Source organism: Flavobacterium anhuiense (assembly GCF_050990855.1).
In the GTDB taxonomy this organism is placed as follows: domain Bacteria; phylum Bacteroidota; class Bacteroidia; order Flavobacteriales; family Flavobacteriaceae; genus Flavobacterium; species Flavobacterium anhuiense_C.
In genome coordinates, this window is the sequence record NZ_CP158861.1 from 2,329,739 (window position 1) to 2,346,156 (window position 16,418).

At 32.2% G+C, this 16,418-nt stretch carries 10 protein-coding genes; 5 read left to right on the forward strand and 5 right to left on the reverse strand.

Annotation, left to right across the window (positions count from 1 at the left end; genetic code table 11):
- From ABTV69_RS10400 to ABTV69_RS10415, 4 genes are all read right to left on the reverse strand, one after another.
- On the reverse strand, window positions 1–2,010 hold the full coding sequence (locus ABTV69_RS10400) for a hypothetical protein (protein WP_433836071.1): 2,010 nt from the start codon (window positions 2,008–2,010) through the stop codon (window positions 1–3).
- Between the two features lie 60 nt (window positions 2,011–2,070).
- A complete protein-coding gene (locus tag ABTV69_RS10405; RefSeq protein WP_433836073.1) occupies window positions 2,071–3,243 on the reverse strand; it encodes a hypothetical protein in 1,173 nt (390 codons plus the stop codon).
- A 176-nt stretch (window positions 3,244–3,419) separates the two neighbouring features.
- Window positions 3,420–4,034, reverse strand: a complete 615-nt coding sequence (locus ABTV69_RS10410; RefSeq protein ID WP_433836075.1) for a hypothetical protein — start codon at window positions 4,032–4,034, stop codon at window positions 3,420–3,422.
- A gap of 107 nt (window positions 4,035–4,141) precedes the next feature.
- The gene (locus tag ABTV69_RS10415) at window positions 4,142–4,333 is read right to left on the reverse strand and encodes a hypothetical protein (RefSeq protein ID WP_433836077.1); all 192 of its coding nucleotides are present in this window, start codon (window positions 4,331–4,333) and stop codon (window positions 4,142–4,144) included.
- Window positions 4,334–4,993: 660 nt separating this feature from the next.
- Between ABTV69_RS10415 and ABTV69_RS10420 the strand changes: the two genes are divergently transcribed.
- Together ABTV69_RS10420 and ABTV69_RS10425 are read left to right on the forward strand one after the other, a co-directional pair.
- Window positions 4,994–8,749, forward strand: a complete 3,756-nt coding sequence (locus ABTV69_RS10420) for a hypothetical protein (RefSeq protein WP_433836079.1) — start codon at window positions 4,994–4,996, stop codon at window positions 8,747–8,749.
- 25 nt (window positions 8,750–8,774) lie between these two features.
- Window positions 8,775–9,833: a hypothetical protein gene (locus ABTV69_RS10425; RefSeq protein ID WP_433836081.1), complete on the forward strand. Its 1,059-nt coding sequence runs from the start codon at window positions 8,775–8,777 to the stop codon at window positions 9,831–9,833.
- Between the two features lie 125 nt (window positions 9,834–9,958).
- Here the strand turns inward: ABTV69_RS10425 and ABTV69_RS10430 are convergent, their stop codons facing one another.
- Window positions 9,959–10,882, reverse strand: coding sequence for a bifunctional helix-turn-helix transcriptional regulator/GNAT family N-acetyltransferase (locus tag ABTV69_RS10430; protein WP_433836083.1), 924 nt, complete (start codon window positions 10,880–10,882; stop codon window positions 9,959–9,961).
- Window positions 10,883–11,353: 471 nt separating this feature from the next.
- Here ABTV69_RS10430 and ABTV69_RS10435 point away from each other — a divergent pair, with 471 nt between their 5' ends.
- The 3 genes from ABTV69_RS10435 to ABTV69_RS10445 all read left to right on the forward strand — a co-directional run bounded on the left by ABTV69_RS10435 (window position 11,354) and on the right by ABTV69_RS10445 (window position 16,397).
- On the forward strand, window positions 11,354–11,911 hold the full coding sequence (locus tag ABTV69_RS10435) for an RNA polymerase sigma-70 factor (protein ID WP_433836085.1): 558 nt from the start codon (window positions 11,354–11,356) through the stop codon (window positions 11,909–11,911).
- A 113-nt stretch (window positions 11,912–12,024) separates the two neighbouring features.
- On the forward strand, window positions 12,025–12,945 hold the full coding sequence (locus ABTV69_RS10440; protein ID WP_433836087.1) for a FecR family protein: 921 nt from the start codon (window positions 12,025–12,027) through the stop codon (window positions 12,943–12,945).
- Between the two features lie 71 nt (window positions 12,946–13,016).
- Window positions 13,017–16,397 (forward strand): TonB-dependent receptor, encoded by a 3,381-nt coding sequence (locus ABTV69_RS10445; RefSeq protein WP_433836089.1) that lies wholly within the window; start codon window positions 13,017–13,019, stop codon window positions 16,395–16,397.
- Window positions 16,398–16,418: the final 21 nt, after the last annotated feature.

Here is a 16,418-nt window from a genome sequence, read left to right on the forward strand (position 1 = left end):
TTAAGCCAAAGGAGTTGCATAAGTAGTGATTGTTGCAACATCTGAAGCATTTCGCTCTTCATAGAATAATTTATGATTGTATTTATTCATCTGAATTTTAATTTCAGTTAAATCTGTTGAATTGACATAAACATCTCTTTTGGATGCAGATGATGGTGTATAAAAAACATTACTTACTACATCATTAAAGGCAACATTTCCAATTTTGGATCTGTTGAAGATTGACATGGAAAGCATTAAACAATTATTGAATGACAATTTAGTATTTTTGGTATACCATAATGAATCTTCATTACGTTGGTTATAGTAGAAAAATAAAGTAGAATTGCTAATTTCAGAATTGTTAAAATTATAATTTGGCGTAGATCCGCCTAAAAGAACTTTATCTAAAATTGAACTTTGTATACTCTCGATTCTTATCCATCTAACTGGAGGCACAGGATTGCCGCCGTAGTTGTTACTATTTATACCAATAACACAATTAGAAATTTCAGCTGAACTTGTATCGCCTATTATCAAAAATGGTAATGATTTTGTTTTAGAAATGGATAGGCCAGCTTTAGAATCTGGAGACATAAACAAACTGTCCATAAACAAACTGTCAGAAATTTTTACAAAAGCACCATTGCATACCGCAGAACAGACAAATGTTGTATTGCTTAATTCTTGCATATCTAAATTGGTATCAAAATTAAGGTCTCCTAAATTATTTTGAATGACACTATTTTCAAAGGATCCTGAAACTTTCATCATTTTAATATCGACTGGCTGGTGATTTTGATCCAATTTAAAAATAGTGAAATCTTTGGCATGCAGATATGAACTAACCTCTAAGGTAAAATCAATAATTTTTGTGTTAGCATCTATAGCTAAAGATTTGCAATCTAAATCATAAGCAATATAAAATCTTTCTGGTGTTAGTTTAGTGGAGTTAGTAGCTGTAAATTGATAGGTATTTGCAAATCCTGTTAAAGTCGTAACAGCCTGATCTTGATTGAGCACTTTTAAAATAGAATCAGCCGAGATTTTCCATCTGCGGTAACGTTGTACTCTCCAATCAATTCTTAAATCAATATTAAGGGCATTGTTATAGCGTCTTAGTATCGTTCCTTTTGTAGCGACATTTCCTTCAACCGGTAATCTGTATTCGATAATATCGTCAGGATAAGTTACGGATTTCCCTTCTAATTCAAATTCGTTTGTCGATTTTGCTTTTAAAATAATAGACTCTAAAGGAACTCCTAAATTTTCACTTCCTGACATGTTCATGTACGGAGTGTTATTGTGAACCTCAATATTTAGTACTCCTCCTGGACGAATAATAGGTTTTCCATTAACGTCATTAACCACGATATTATCGGCAATGCCATTAGAATATCTTGGCATTGTATACTGAAATTCTAATCCAAGAATACTTTCCATTCCATTAGCAAAACAGAAATAATATCCTTGATCGACTACAGATACAGTTGTGGTTGAGCCAACCGTTATTGGACCCGAATAACCCTCCGGAAGTTTTGTGATCACTACACTTTTTCCAAGAGTTAAATTCAAATCGTACCCACCATTTAAAGCTGCAGAATTTGAAATAAAAGAATCTATTCGTTTTGTAGTTATTGCAGGAGAAGAGTCTGAACCATTAATCGTGTAAATGGTTTGAAAATCATTAATTAAATAATAATTGCCAGGAATTAAAGAATTAGTTTGTACCAAATCTACTATTTCTCCAGTATTTAAATTGTTTTCACTCTTTACAAATTCATTTACAAAATCATAAACGGCTTTTGAAGAAGGATAATCGTCGTTTGTTGATGAGGAGGAAAGTGTTAAACTTTTATTATTCTTGTTTTCTTTATTGTCCAAAGAATTAATTAAATTGGCAATGCTGCTTTGTGGTATTTCTTCATTTTTGTGCCAAAAACTTTGCCAAGTATCCCAAAATTGAGCTTGTGTAGGTTTTAAACCAGTTCTAAACCAGTTTTTTATTGTGTCTAATGTTTGTATTGCCATAGCTTATGGGAATTTAGTTATAGATTTTCATCTATATTTGTTTAGTTATTTAGGATAGGATTAATATTTTATCATCAACAATCCAGTTGGTGTACGATATACATCACCCGTCGCAAGACCTCCTGCTGTAGCAGCAGCATTATCAGCATAAACAGGTGCATTCATTATATTTAGTTTATTTTGCAATACAGTTTTACCTGTCGAATCAATTACAATTCTTTTATTTTGCTGTCCATCAGCTATAATGACCGTATTGTTTATTACCCCCTGATTAGGATTAAAATTTCCAATAACTACATTGTAGCTACTAGTTGTTCGAAATGGACTTGCAGACGTACCCACAAAAATATTGCCTACTCCTGTTGTTAATCCTCTGCCAGAGTTAGCTCCTAAAATTAAATTGTCAGTGCCAGTTGTTAGCTCATTTCCAGCACTTGAACCAAATGCAGTATTATTTCCAGTTAAAGAAGAGGCTAATGCTCCATATCCAAAAACAGTATTGTCTCCAGTGCCATCCCATGAAGCCAAAGCATTTGCACCGTAGACAGTATTATAAAAAGCATTTTTAGCTGTAGAGAATGCTTTCCAGCCATATATTGTATTGTGTTTAGCAGAATCTTGGTCTGAACCAAGTTTAAAAGCATCCTTGCCAAAAATGGTATTTGTAAAAGCAAACGTACCTCCATGTGCAGTAACATAATTATCATTAATAATTAAATTAGATAAATATGGTCTTACACCATTGGCTTTTGTTATTTGTTTATAAGAAGAGCCATCCCATAAAAAGAATTTACTCCCGAAGGCGGAAGTAATATACATTACAGAAGGATCTCCTACAGCAGGTAAATCTTCGGGATAAGTTACAGTTATAATATCTTTAAAATAAGCTGGTTTGTTTAAAATTTGCCCAGCTCCGCTAGTCGCGTTCCAGTCAGCATTTGCTTGAACATTTTCGCTATCAATAACTAAATCACCTGATCCCAGTATTGATGAGCCGTTTATTGTTTTAATATTAATACCAGCATCAAGAATTTCCTGTTTATTGTCTATCTGGTTTTGCAAATCAGGAAATGGATTATTTATGTATTTGACTTCATTATCAAAATCATGAACTAAGATTTTATCTGTTGGTTCGCCTTCGTCAATGTTATTTATTTTTAATGATTTATTAATTATTTGATTTCCTATTGATGATGATTTTTTATCTGCTTTTAGTGGTGCATTACTTTTCATTTTTTGTGCTTTTTGAATTAATAATTTACTTTTGATAGTATTGCTTTAAAGAAAGCACTCAGATTATTAGAAATTTTGATCTTCAATAATTCTGAGTGCTTAATTAAGAGAATTGAAAGTTTTTTTAAATGCTTAAAGTTTTTTATGATTTTCTGCGATAGCGATTATTCTTCTTTCTAAGAAATTATAAATTCTTCTGAATCTTCAAAGTCGCCAAGAGTATCTGTTAATTTTAGAACTGTACCTGGAGTAAAATCAAGCCATGTTACATTTAATTCAGGATAATATCCCATTGGCCATGAAGTTGAAAATCCTAGTTCTCCTGGCCTTTTATACAGAATAGCAATTCCATTATAAGCGCCACAACTAGTGGATCTTAGCAATATTTCATCATTAAGTTCGTAAGTAATCGAATCATATAAATATTGGGTGTTGGTGGTAAAGGATAAAATTTTTCCAACTAAATTATTTGGTTTGGTAAAACTGCTCATCAAACTTGTATCGCCACCGTAATAGGTAGCTTCAGCAAGGAAATTTCCTTCGCAATAGCCAATTACACTATCACCGATTTCTAATTCATCTGCTGTATTGGGGGCAACTTTAAAAATTAAAAATTCTCCAGATGGAATAATTTTTTGTCCCGTTATTTGATCAATATTTTCAATATCTTCTAAGGGGATCTTATCATTTTTATGTCGAAAAGAATCCCATGTATCCCAAAATTGGATTTGTGTTGGTTTTAAACCAGTTCTAAACCAGTTTTTGATTGTCTTTAATGTTTGAATTGCCATATTTTTGATTTTAAAATTATTTGATAATGGATAGATTAAATTCTGCTTTTTTGAATTCGAGCAAGAATCTAAAAGTATGGATGTCTCTTTTTTTCTGTCTTTAGAAATTATTTATCATCCTTTGAAAACAAAGGAGTAATGCTTGGCAATACAGCCGATAAAAGCAAACCAATCAATTTGATTCGGTTAATGGTGATCAATGAAAGTCCCGCTTCCTGTAAAAGATCAAATTTTGTATCAATAATTCCAGTTAATACGATTAAAATGCTTACCAGCACGGCAATAGTTTTCTGATTCATATTTGTAAGTTTTAGTTTTTTATAGTGAAGAATATGTTTTCGTTTTCCTAATTGAAGATTAAATTTTGAGATAGTTTGGTTTAGAAAAGGAGAAATTTTTGTCTGGTATTTTAGGCATTTTACTTATGCCAATCGCGAATTCATAATCCATAATGGTTATCGTTTTAAATTGATTAATAAATAAAGGTGTACTTGTTTTTTGAAGAAATAAATATGGAGTACAGACAGATAAATACCATCCAGAAATGACAACTCCATTGGATAATTTGAGGGTGTAAAAGTAAGTCAGAAGATTAGAAAATGAGCAAAAAAAAGACGTGTGTTTTCAGTAGTTTCAGTAGAAAGAAAACTTGCTGAAACTACTGAATACAAGCGGTTTGAAATTTTATTTTTACAGATGTCGATGTTACTTTTACACCCAGAAAAAACACCAAAGCGATGAGTAAAAATACAATTCACAATTTCAATCTTACCATAAAAAACAGTGCTGAAATTCAAAGCTCAGAACACTTAACTGAAACTATTATTAAAGAGTTGGCCAAAGTTTCGACCGAAATGGGCCAGCATAAAGATATAACCCAATTATGGCACGAACAGCAAGCTAAAAATGCCAGTGTAAACGATTCTAATTTCTCAGCCGAAGGCGGCGCTACTGATACATTGGCTAAAAATAAAGAAATAGCACAATCAGTTAGCAATACTCCTTCGGTTTTTGAGAAAATTATAGAAAACACAACTCATAATGAATCAACATTATCGGGGAATGCTTCTTTAGCAACAGCATCAACTTTTATCGCTCCAATCGGAGAAGGCGTTACTGATACTACAGGAGGAACAAATTTCGGTTTTTCTGCGTCAGCTAGCACTACTTCTCCGATCTTGGGAGTTGAAAATGATTTGAATAGTGAATTATCGTCTCAAGTTTATTCCAACATGGCATCACAAGAGATGCTAACAGTTCCGCAAGCATTTCATGCAAATAGTAATGAACCAACAATAGAAGCGGTAAAAGCCGAAATCAAAAAGAAATTGGAAGAGGCGATGAAGGTAAATGATACAGAGATGATTGCATATTGGACTCGTATCGATAAAGCTTTTGATAAAGAAGTAAATATAGCTGATTTTGAAAAAGAATTGCCGTTTGCAGAAATGTACAAAGCGTTGAAACATTCAGAATTATCATCAGTTGAAATCAAAAACTTCAATTGGGAAAGCGTTCGTGAAAAAATGATTATAGCAATTGATGCTAATATATTAAACGGAGCAATTTCTAAAGAGAATAAAACTCGTTGGGGAATAATCAAAAATAAATTGGCAGATGAAAAAACGAATGTTGCCAATCTTTTTGAGAAATACGACGAATTGTTTTTATTGCTAAAAGAAGTTGAAGGACTTGATACTTTACCTAATACAATTACAATATCGACCAAAACCAAAATATATCCTAATTTAAGTAATCCTTATGCAAACATTGGAAAAGAAGATGTTTATGTATTTCTACAAAGAAGTAATAACGTCGATGTTCCTGGAAGTTCGGTAAAATCGGGTGCAGTAAAAATTAAAAATAGTGATGAAACTTCATTTATTGTAGGAGAAAGTTTGGAATTTTTCCTTGATGAAACCTTATTAAAAGAAGGAAATGATAAAAAAGAAAATATCAATTGGATTATTTACAAAGATTCAAAAAAATTAGGAACAGAATTTATAGATAAGGGGACATCGTTTACTTACAACTTTGATACCCCAGGAGCTTATATTATAGAAGCATATGGATCAAGACCTGGTGCAAATAAAAAGACAACAGCAAGCAAATCAGCATTTATAAAACTTAGTATAATTGCTCAAGAGATTGTAATTACACCACCTGTAAGCATCAAAAACAAATTGGGAAGAACTTCTGTAGAAGAGAAATTGTTCCGAGTCTCTTTAAAAAATCCTGAAATAAAAACTCTAAATCCAGTAAAACTTTATTATCAAGTAGGATACACAAATGAAGATAAAACAACTTTAGTTTCGAAGGAACAAGAACTCGATTCGACTGGAATTGTTAAGATAATGATGCAAAATTTTGGAGAATATGCTATTAAAATTGCCAGTAAAGATCAATATGGCCTAATTCAAAATCAAACATTTAGAACAATTAAAAACTTTGTAGAGAGTATCGATATTCTCACGCAAGCCGATATCAGCAATGATGTTTATTTTTGGAATGAGACAAACCGCGATGCCATATTTGCTGCCAAAAGCTTTAAAATTGAAGCTACTCCGCAAGAAAGAGAAAATGTAAAATGGTTGGTTTATGAGGAAAATGGCAAAACATATATACCAGATGGATTTAAACTGCAAATAGAAAATAATGAAGCGGGAAAACAATATCTCGCTAAAGGAGAAACGTTTGTTTTTCCAATTCCTAAAAAGGAAGGTGTATTTATTGTTGAGGCATACAGTAATATTATGGAAGGTTTAAAATCAAAATCAATCAAAAAAATATATGTCAAATATCCAAAAGTAACTGAAGCTTCTTGGACTTACACCGATGGAAGTAAAAAGAAAACCTCTGGTTTTATGGGAGAAAGTAATACTATAAAAGCTAGTATTCCAGGCTATGGAAATCAGTCGGTAAGAATTAAATTCTTTTTAAATGATAGTAGAGAAGTTAATTATTACAATGACACCAAAACAGACGGAAATGGAGAAATAAATAAAAAATTAAAATTTGATAACGTTTTACAAAAGCATTTTGGAATTCAAAAAGGCAAAACAGCTAAAATTAGATTTGAGCTGGAAGGAATAAAAAATGGAAAATCCTATCCTTTTAAGAAAAACAGCAATGTGTATGATGATGCAATATTAAATGTCGTTACTGTTGCTAAAATAACAGATGCTTATTTTGTTTATGAAGGAAACCGAGTGTCTCCTTTTACACAAGTGCCATATGGTTCAAAAATAACAGGAGTGGTTAAGACCTTAAATATGGTAGGGAAAGAAGCAGTATTGAAAGTTTATAAAGATTATCGTTATCCAAAACATAGTGTAAAAGTTATTGTAGATAACGAAGGAACTGCGACTATTGATTTTACTTTGAATGAAAAATGGAAAGAAATGAATTTTATTTCAGGATTTATGGATACGTTTTATATCGCTATGGTCGGAGTAGAATCTAAACTTTATTCTGAGAATGGATTGAATGCTGTCGTTAGCAATAATGTAAGTGCGAGAAAAAATGATACAGTAATAACTGATACTGATTTAGGGATGATATGGGGAGCAAAAGTTAGTCCAGAGTTTCGTAAAAAGGTTGTTCAAATATGTAAAGAGCTTTGGGGGGAAGAAAATAAATTGAGAATGGCAAACCACTTAATGATTTGTATGAATGTGGAAACCAAAGGTAAATTTACATCAAGTGTAGGTTATCCAGAAGCGACAGGCTTGATACAATTTACTGGAACTGCTATAAGTGAAATGAACAGAGTGCAAAATGGAATAAAGTATACTGGCTCTGATTACAAAGATAAACTGTTAACTAGATCTGATTTAAGAGATATGACAGAGATTAGACAGTTAGATTTTGTTAAACTATATTTTAAGATGCATATAGAGCGTTATAAAAAAGTTATTGATAATGCTGAAGATATGTACATGGCAATTTTTGCACCAACTGGCGTAGGAAAAGATGGAAATGAAGTTCTTTATGACAAGGCATTAAGTCCTAAAAATTATCATGATAACAGGAGTGCGGACGGAGAATATTGGGATGAAAAACAATATCAGATAATAAAAGGGAAAAAAGATGAAAAAATAACAAAAAATGAATTGACGCCTAGAATTAAGCAATCTATTCACCTTGGAAAAATGTATGCAATAGAAATTGATGAAACTAGAAACTTAGATGTGGTTTTAGCAGACAAAATAATAAAAGAAAAGAAAATTACATTTAGTTCAATTCATCCATATTTATCTACAAATGACAGAGCTAATGCAGATGATAATATCAAAGATGCTTCTGAAGGTAATAAAGTATATACAAGTGAATATGGGCATGCAAGGGGTAGACAAGTTAAACTTTCCGTTGGAGTGTTATATGTTCTTCATGAATTAAGCAAAAAATATAAATTTAATGTTCAAGAGCTTGCGGGTGCGTCGCACTCTTCAGGTAGCCAACATTATAAAGGAACAGCTATAGATATTAACATAATTGACGGGAAGCATGTAGACTCTAAAAATTATGATGAAGAATTTTATGTGCAATTAACAAAAGCTATTAAAGAGATGGGAGCTATAAATGTTTATCATCCATATTATTCAGCCACTCGTGCAGATAGAGCAACTACAGAAGAAAGAAGAAAAAGACTCAGAAAAGGAGAAAAATTAATCCCCCAATCGGATCACTACAATCATATTCATATTCAATTTTAGTATATTCGTTAAAAAAATGTAATTAATGAAAAAAATAATTTTACTAATAATCGTACTGTTTCTTTCTTGTAAAAAGAAAGAAACAATAACTGAAAACAAAATAAGTAATAAATTAGAAAAAGGTGAATATCTTAGTTCTTACAATAAAAAAGAAAGTTCAGTTCTGCAACAAAGGACAGATACTTTAAATTTATTTTATTTTGATAATCAATTAAACAGAGTTGAGGTTAAAGTTTTTAATGAAAGTTTTGGAGGTGATACTCCTTCAGGTTATTTAAGATATGGATATCATATTGATAAAAATAATTTTTTGGATGCCACAGTTATGATTAATGACACTTTAGAAGTTAACAATGCTTCAGACTATCCAAGAAAATATGAGGAATATTATAATTTTTATAGAAACACGTACATCTTTAGTTATTTATCTCCAGATGGGAAAAAAATTGAAAATTACTTCACGAGCACTGAAGATCCATCCAAAGGATATTTTTCTAGTCTTTTATCACTTGATATAGTATTAAGTAAAATAAATTTCTCTTTAGAAAAAATGCCTAAATCTTTATATCAAATTAAAAGTAATAAGGAAGATTTGTATGCAGGTCAAGATTCTCTAAAAGTATATGAAATAAATAGTACAGATAATTTTAAAGTAATTTCTTCAAGTATTCCTTTTAATTATTTACGAGATATTATGGTTAAAAAAGAAGGGAATTCTTTTAAATATTTTGCAAAAGTTACGTTTAAGAAAGAAGGTTTGAAATATATAGACTTAAAAGAAATTGAAAGAATACAGGTTATAGATCCTCATTTGGACGAAGAAAGATTTGTCACAGCATCAAATGGATTAGAGTTGTATGATAACTCACAAGAAAGTGATTCTTTTGGAAAGAAAGAATTTCTTATTGTAAAAATACCTAAGGGAGATCGAGTTGAAATGAAAGGTGAGTCCGAAGACTATTTTTATATAGACGGTAAAAAAGGTAGTTTAGTTAATATAATATATTATGATAAGGATGGGGAAACTAAGGAGGGCATTGCCTTTAGTGGATATCTTTCAATTAATAAACCTTCGGAAAAGTAATTTCTTTAATAGCTGAGAGGACTAACATTTAATTTTTTCAAACGAAATATACATCATAATACAAATAATTGAATTTAAAAGCGCAAAAGTCTCTTTGACTTTTGCGCTTTTAAATTTTTATGATGTTATTTAATTAACCTTAAATCATATCGCTCCTCAAAAAAGGTCTTCCCCCATTCCTCAACTTCTTCAGATTTAGTCAATTCAAATCCCATCATTTTATACATTTGAAGCGCTTTGTCTTGCAAGTTTGTAGTAAGCAGAAAAATATTTTTAAACTTTTTCTCTTTACAGAAATCTACCGCTTCAGTTAAGAGTTTTTTGCCAATTCCTAATCCTCTAAATGCAGGATCGAGGAGAAACCATCTTAGTTGTGCTTCTTCGTTGGGTTGATGTATAATCGCAACACAGCCCACAATTTTATTGTTGTATTCTGCCATCCAGATTCGGTCGTTTTCTGGAGAATATTTTTCTAAAAAATCGTAAAAAGTCTTGATTACATATTTCTCAAAATCGGTTGAGAAATTGTATTCTTTTCCGTAAATCGCACCGTGTAAATGAATAATGTATCCAATATCTCCAGGCGTAATTTCGTGTCGATACGTAATATCTTCTCGCGCTATTTTATTTTCTGTAAGCAGATTTCTAACCGTGTTCATCGAATCGACTAAAATCTCTTTTTCAGTAGAATTCAGTTTTTCAATTTTACCTTCAATCTTGTTTTCAGATTTATCATTTAAAACGCTTAATAATTCATTTCCAGAATTTGTCAGTTTAATGTTGAAGGCGCGTTTGTCTTCAGAAGAAGTAACTTTTTCGATTAGATTTTCTTTTAAAAAACGCTTTAAAATTCGGCTTAAATATCCTTTATCCAGATTTAAAATTTCGGTGATTTTCTGAGCTGTTATTATTTTGTTTTCGCTAATCTCATATAAAATTCGTATTTCAGTTAAAGAATATTCACTATCCAAATAATGCTGACTTAAAATATCTAAATGCGCGGTATAAAATCTGTTGAAACTTCTAATTTTTGAAGTTGTGGTATTCATAATTTGAAAGATTGTAGTGTTGAGGTACAAATATATAAAATTAGTTGCTTTTGTCAACTATTTTAATTTTTTTATTTCTTTAGAAAAGAATTTTGAAGAGATTAAATCCCATTTTAAAGAATTCTCATTAAGTATTTGTTAAGCGATTTTTCGGCTTAATTCTGTTTTTTATAAGATAAAGATGGTTATATGAAATTGCGTTTTTCATTTCTTACTCCAAATACTACAAAGTCTTATTTCACAGCTTTTTTTCGACTTCAAATGTTAATAATATGTTTCGTTTTAGAGGTGGTTTATTAATATAAACGTAACCTAATCGACCTACCCTCAGTTTTAATTTTGGAGACATATTAGAAGAACCCAATACTTTGTATATGCCAATTTTTAAACAGCAAGATCATTATCAAGACACAATCAGAAAAAGTGTTTCGGCTCGCACTTTCCATTTGATTAATCATAAAATAATGAATCATGTATAAGAAGTTTACAGACGAAGAACTTGTCGAATTATTAAAATCGGGCAAGGATAAAGCTTTTGATGAACTTTATTTTAGATATCGTGATCTGCTAGTTCGATTCGTATATCTGCGAATGAAATCGATCGCTATTTCAGAAGAAATTGTGCAGGAAGTTTTTACCTCTATTTGGGAAAGACGAAAGACAATTGTAATCCAGAAAAGTTTTGCAGCGTACATCTATACTTCTGTTCGTTATATGACTTTAGATTATATCAAATCGCACGAAGTTACCGATCAATACATTCAAGAAGTTTTAGAAAAAAATACGGTTTCGCAAACCAGCTATAATGCAATTGAAGATTCTATTTATTACGATGAATTGCAAAAAGCGGTTGATGAAGCTGCAGATTTACTTCCAAAAAAATCGAAAGAGGTTTTTATTCTCAGCCGCGTAAAACATTACACCAATAAAGAAATCGCCGAAGAATTGAATGTTTCAATCGAAACGGTAAAATACCATATTACGTATGCGTTGAAATTCATGCGCACGTATTTGGGCGAATTCAACTAAAAGTAAACTTCAGATTAAGAATTCAGCTTTTTTCTTAACAGAAGCGTAACCTTTTGCGCCTACCTAAAATTACAATTCCCAAGACATACTAGTATAGACATAAAGAAATTATAATGCCTGAAAATTCAAATAACGAAATCAAAAATTTTTTAGAAGGAAAGTATTCTCCGAAAGGACAAGAAATGTGGAATAAATGGTACGATCGTACAGATGATTTTTTTGATAATATGGAAACGGTTCAATCAGACCGATCAAAACTAAAAAATGAATTAAGACAAATAAAGAATACCAATAACGTTATTCCTCTTCAATATAAAAACTGGGCTGTTGCAGCTTCTTTGGTTTTCTTGATTGGATTATCAGTGTTTTTTTATCAAACATCAAATACGGTTGAAAGCAAACAATTTACAGTAAAATTTGGAGAACATGCTCAAATAAAATTAAGTGATGGAACACAAATCTGGTTAAATGCAGGAAGTGTTCTTAAATATCCAAAAGAGTTTAAAGGAGATACGAGAGAAGTGTATTTAAGCGGAGAAGCTTTTTTTGATGTAGCCAAAGACAAAAAGCATCCATTTATTATTCATACCAATAAAATGGACACCAAAGTTCTCGGAACGAGTTTTAATGTTCAAGCTTATCCAGATCAAAAAACACAAGAAGTTTCGGTTGCAACAGGAAGGGTAAACGTGAAATCGACTGTTACAGAGGAGAATGTGTATGTAACTCCAGGACAGAAAGCGGTTTTTAAATCGCAAGACAACAAGCTTCAAGCTTTTAAGGATGTTCCAGTCAATACCATTTCGCTTTGGCGAAAAAATATTATGGTTTTTGAAGAAACGCCTCTTTCGGAAGTTGTAGCCACAATCAACCGTAATTACAATGTTGCGATTGAAGTCAAAAACAAGAATTTAAACGATTTAAAGATTAGCGCTTATTTTAAAGAACTGCCTGCCGATCAGGTAATTGGATTGGTGTGCAATATCATCAATGCCCAATACAAAATGGATTCTGGGGTTTACAAAATCGAGTAATTCTTTAAACAATAAAAATAAAACTACGTAGCAAACTAATAAACAAAACAATTACACTAAATCTAAAAACTATGAATGAAAAACAAATGCGGTATGCCGCAAAATGTCAGAGCATAAGGACAATGGGAACCAAATTATTCCTGTTTATGGCTTTGTTTTTTGCTGCACTAACAGTACAAGCCGGTAATGTTGACATTAGCAAAAGAGTGACTTTAAAAGTTGACAATGAAAGTATAAAAAATATATTTCAAAAAATTGAAAATCAGGTTGATGTGCATTTTATGTACGAAAGCAGCCAAGTAAACGCTAATCAGAAATTAAGTTTAAAACTGAATAATGTAACGCTAGAACAAGCGTTGGATAAAATTTGCGGAAACATTCTTAGATACGAGATTGTGAGCAACAATATCGTAATCAAGAAAAATCAAAAATTGGCTTCAGCAGACCAAAACAAAATTACTATTTCGGGAACTGTTTTTGGTGGAGACGATAATATGCCTTTGCCAGGTGTCGGAATTAAAGACAAAGGTTCTGATGCAGCAACAGCAACAGATTTTGATGGAACTTTTAAATTGGAAGTAAATGCTTCAGAAGCAACACTTATTTTTTCTTATGTGGGTTATATAACGCAAGAAGTAAAAGTAACAAGTTCGCAAAACATCACTGTAAAATTAGCAGCCGATGTAAAACAGCTTCAAGAAGTTGTAGTAATGGGTTACGGTAGCGTAAAAAAGAATGAAGTTTTAGGAGCTGTTGGTTCTGTTTCTATGAAAGAAACTTCAAGCAGAACGTACAACAATGCTGCCGAATTATTACAAGGAACGGTTGCCGGAGTTACGGTAATTAATGATGGTGGAGATCCAACTGCATCGCCAACAATCAATATTCGTGGTATTGGATCTTTGAATGCAGAAACGCCTTTGATCGTTCTGGACGGAATTATTTACAGCGGTTCTTTAAATACAATTAACCCAAATGATATTGCATCAATAAACGTTTTAAAAGATGCGGCTTCTGCAGCAATTTATGGTGCTAGAGCTTCTGGAGGGGTAATTTTAATTACTTCTAAAAAAGGAGTTTCAGAGAAAATTAATGTAAATGTAAACTATCAAGGTGGTTTCCAAAATGTAGCCAAAAAATTAGAGGTTTTAAACGCTGCAGAATATGCTGATGCGATGAATATTGCAAGAGATAATGCTGGTTTGCCAAGAATTCCTGCTTTCGATCCTGCATTTGAGCCAACTGCAAGAACAACAAAAACAAACTGGATGGATGAAATTTTCCGTACAGGAGAAATTCAAGATTTATCACTTTCGGTAAACGGAAAAACAGAAAAATCTAATTTCTTTCTTTCTGGAAGTTATAGAAAAAACGAAGGTATTTTATTGAATACTTACGGAGAACGTTACACAGTAAGAGCAAATTCTTCTTTCAAATTGGCTGATAATTTTACCATTGGAGAAAATATTTCATACTCGTTAACTGATGGTCAGACGGCTAATACTTCTAGTTCTTATACAGGAGCAATTCAAGCAGCAATTTTGTATCCGCCAAACGCGACGATTTATAGAGAAGATGGTTCAGGTCAATTTGGTGGTGTTCCAGAAAAATACATTGGTTCTTACGGAGACGTTATCAATCCGGTGGCGTATTTGAAAAGATTAGACAATAAAAATCCTATTTCTACTATTTTGATCAATCCATATGCAGAATGGGAAATTATTCCGGGATTAAAAGTAAAATCGAACTGGGGTTACACGAGAATTCAAGATAATGCGACAGATTTTACGGTAAAAGTTACAGAGCCAGGAAAGATTTTCGACTTCAACAGATTGACGCTGAAAAACATCACCACTACAGATTTATTAAGCGAGCAGACAATTTCTTATGAGAAATCATTCGGAAAACACAATTTAAAAGCTTTAGCTGGATATACGTACCAAGAAACCAAAAGAGATTTCTACACCATTGAAGGAACTGGTTTTGACAACGAAGACCCATCGCAACGTTATTTATTGAATGCAAAATTGATTCAGCAAACAGCAGCAGGAAGATCAGATGAAATTATTTCTTCTTATGTGGGAAGAATCAATTACGATTTCAATCAGAAATATTTATTCTCAGGAATTGTTCGTCGTGACGGAACTTCAAAATTATTAGAAAATAACCGTTGGAAAGTGTATCCTTCAGTTTCTGCAGGTTGGTTAATTTCTGAAGAAAATTTCATGAAAGGTATTGAGCCAATCATCAGCAATTTAAAACTTCGCGCAAGCTGGGGACAAATTGGAAACTTAGGAAATCTTGGTCCATACCAATTTAGTGTGCCTTTAGTGCAAACTCAAGCTTTAATTGGGGCAGTTCCGTCAATCAATTATGGATATGCTGAAAGCGAATTATCAAACCCAAATTTGAAATGGGAAAGTTCTGAGCAGACCAATATTGGTTTAGATTTTACGATGCTAAATAATACTTTGGTAGTATCTGTTGATGCTTATGTAAAGAAAAACAAAGACATGTTGGTTCGTGACCAATTGCCTGGAGTTTCTGGAACGCCACAAGGAAGAATCGTGAACTCTGGAGATGTTGAAAACAAAGGAATTGAGGTGAGTTTAACCTACCAAAAAACTCGTGGAGAATTTAAATTTGATGTTACGGCAAACGCTGGATTCTTAAGTAATAGAATTGTTTCTATTAAAGACGATTTGAATTCATTAGAACCTCTTGGTTTAAGCCGAGTTCGTAGTTTGCCATTAGCCAATATTTACCAAGTTGGAAGTCCAGTTGGCGCTTTCTACGGATACCAGACAAACGGATTATTCCAAAGCAATGATGAGGTAAAAGCGTATGTAAACAAAGATGGGGTAATGTATCAGCCAAATGCGGTTGCGGGAGATATTAAATTTAAAGATGAAAATGGAGATGGTGTGATTAATAACAGCGATAGAGTAGTTTTAGGAAGTCCGTTCCCGAAAACAACTTATAGTTTGAATGCCAATTTCAGATACAAAGGATTTGACATGAATATTTTCTTTACAGGTGCTGCAGGAAATAGCGTTTTCAATGCGGTGAAACATACCGGTTTAAATGCTTCTTTCCCAGGTTACAACTTGTTGGCAGAATCTAAAGAGGCTTGGACACCAACCAATACAGATACCAATGTTCCAGTTCTTTCTTCTACAGATAACAACAACAACTTCGGACGCATCTCTAATCTTTTTATTGAAGACGCTTCTTTCTTAAGATTGAAAAACGTTTCGATTGGTTATACCGTTAAAGAAAGCTGGTTGAACGGAAAAGCGAAATTGAGATTCTTTATTTCTGGACAAAACTTATTTACAATCACGAAATATTCTGGAATGGATCCTGAAGTTGGACTTAAAAACTTCGGAATGGATTTAGCACGTTATCCGCTTTCTCGTATTTACATGACAGGTGTTAACGCAACTTTTTAAAAAAAAAAAAAAAACAGTTAA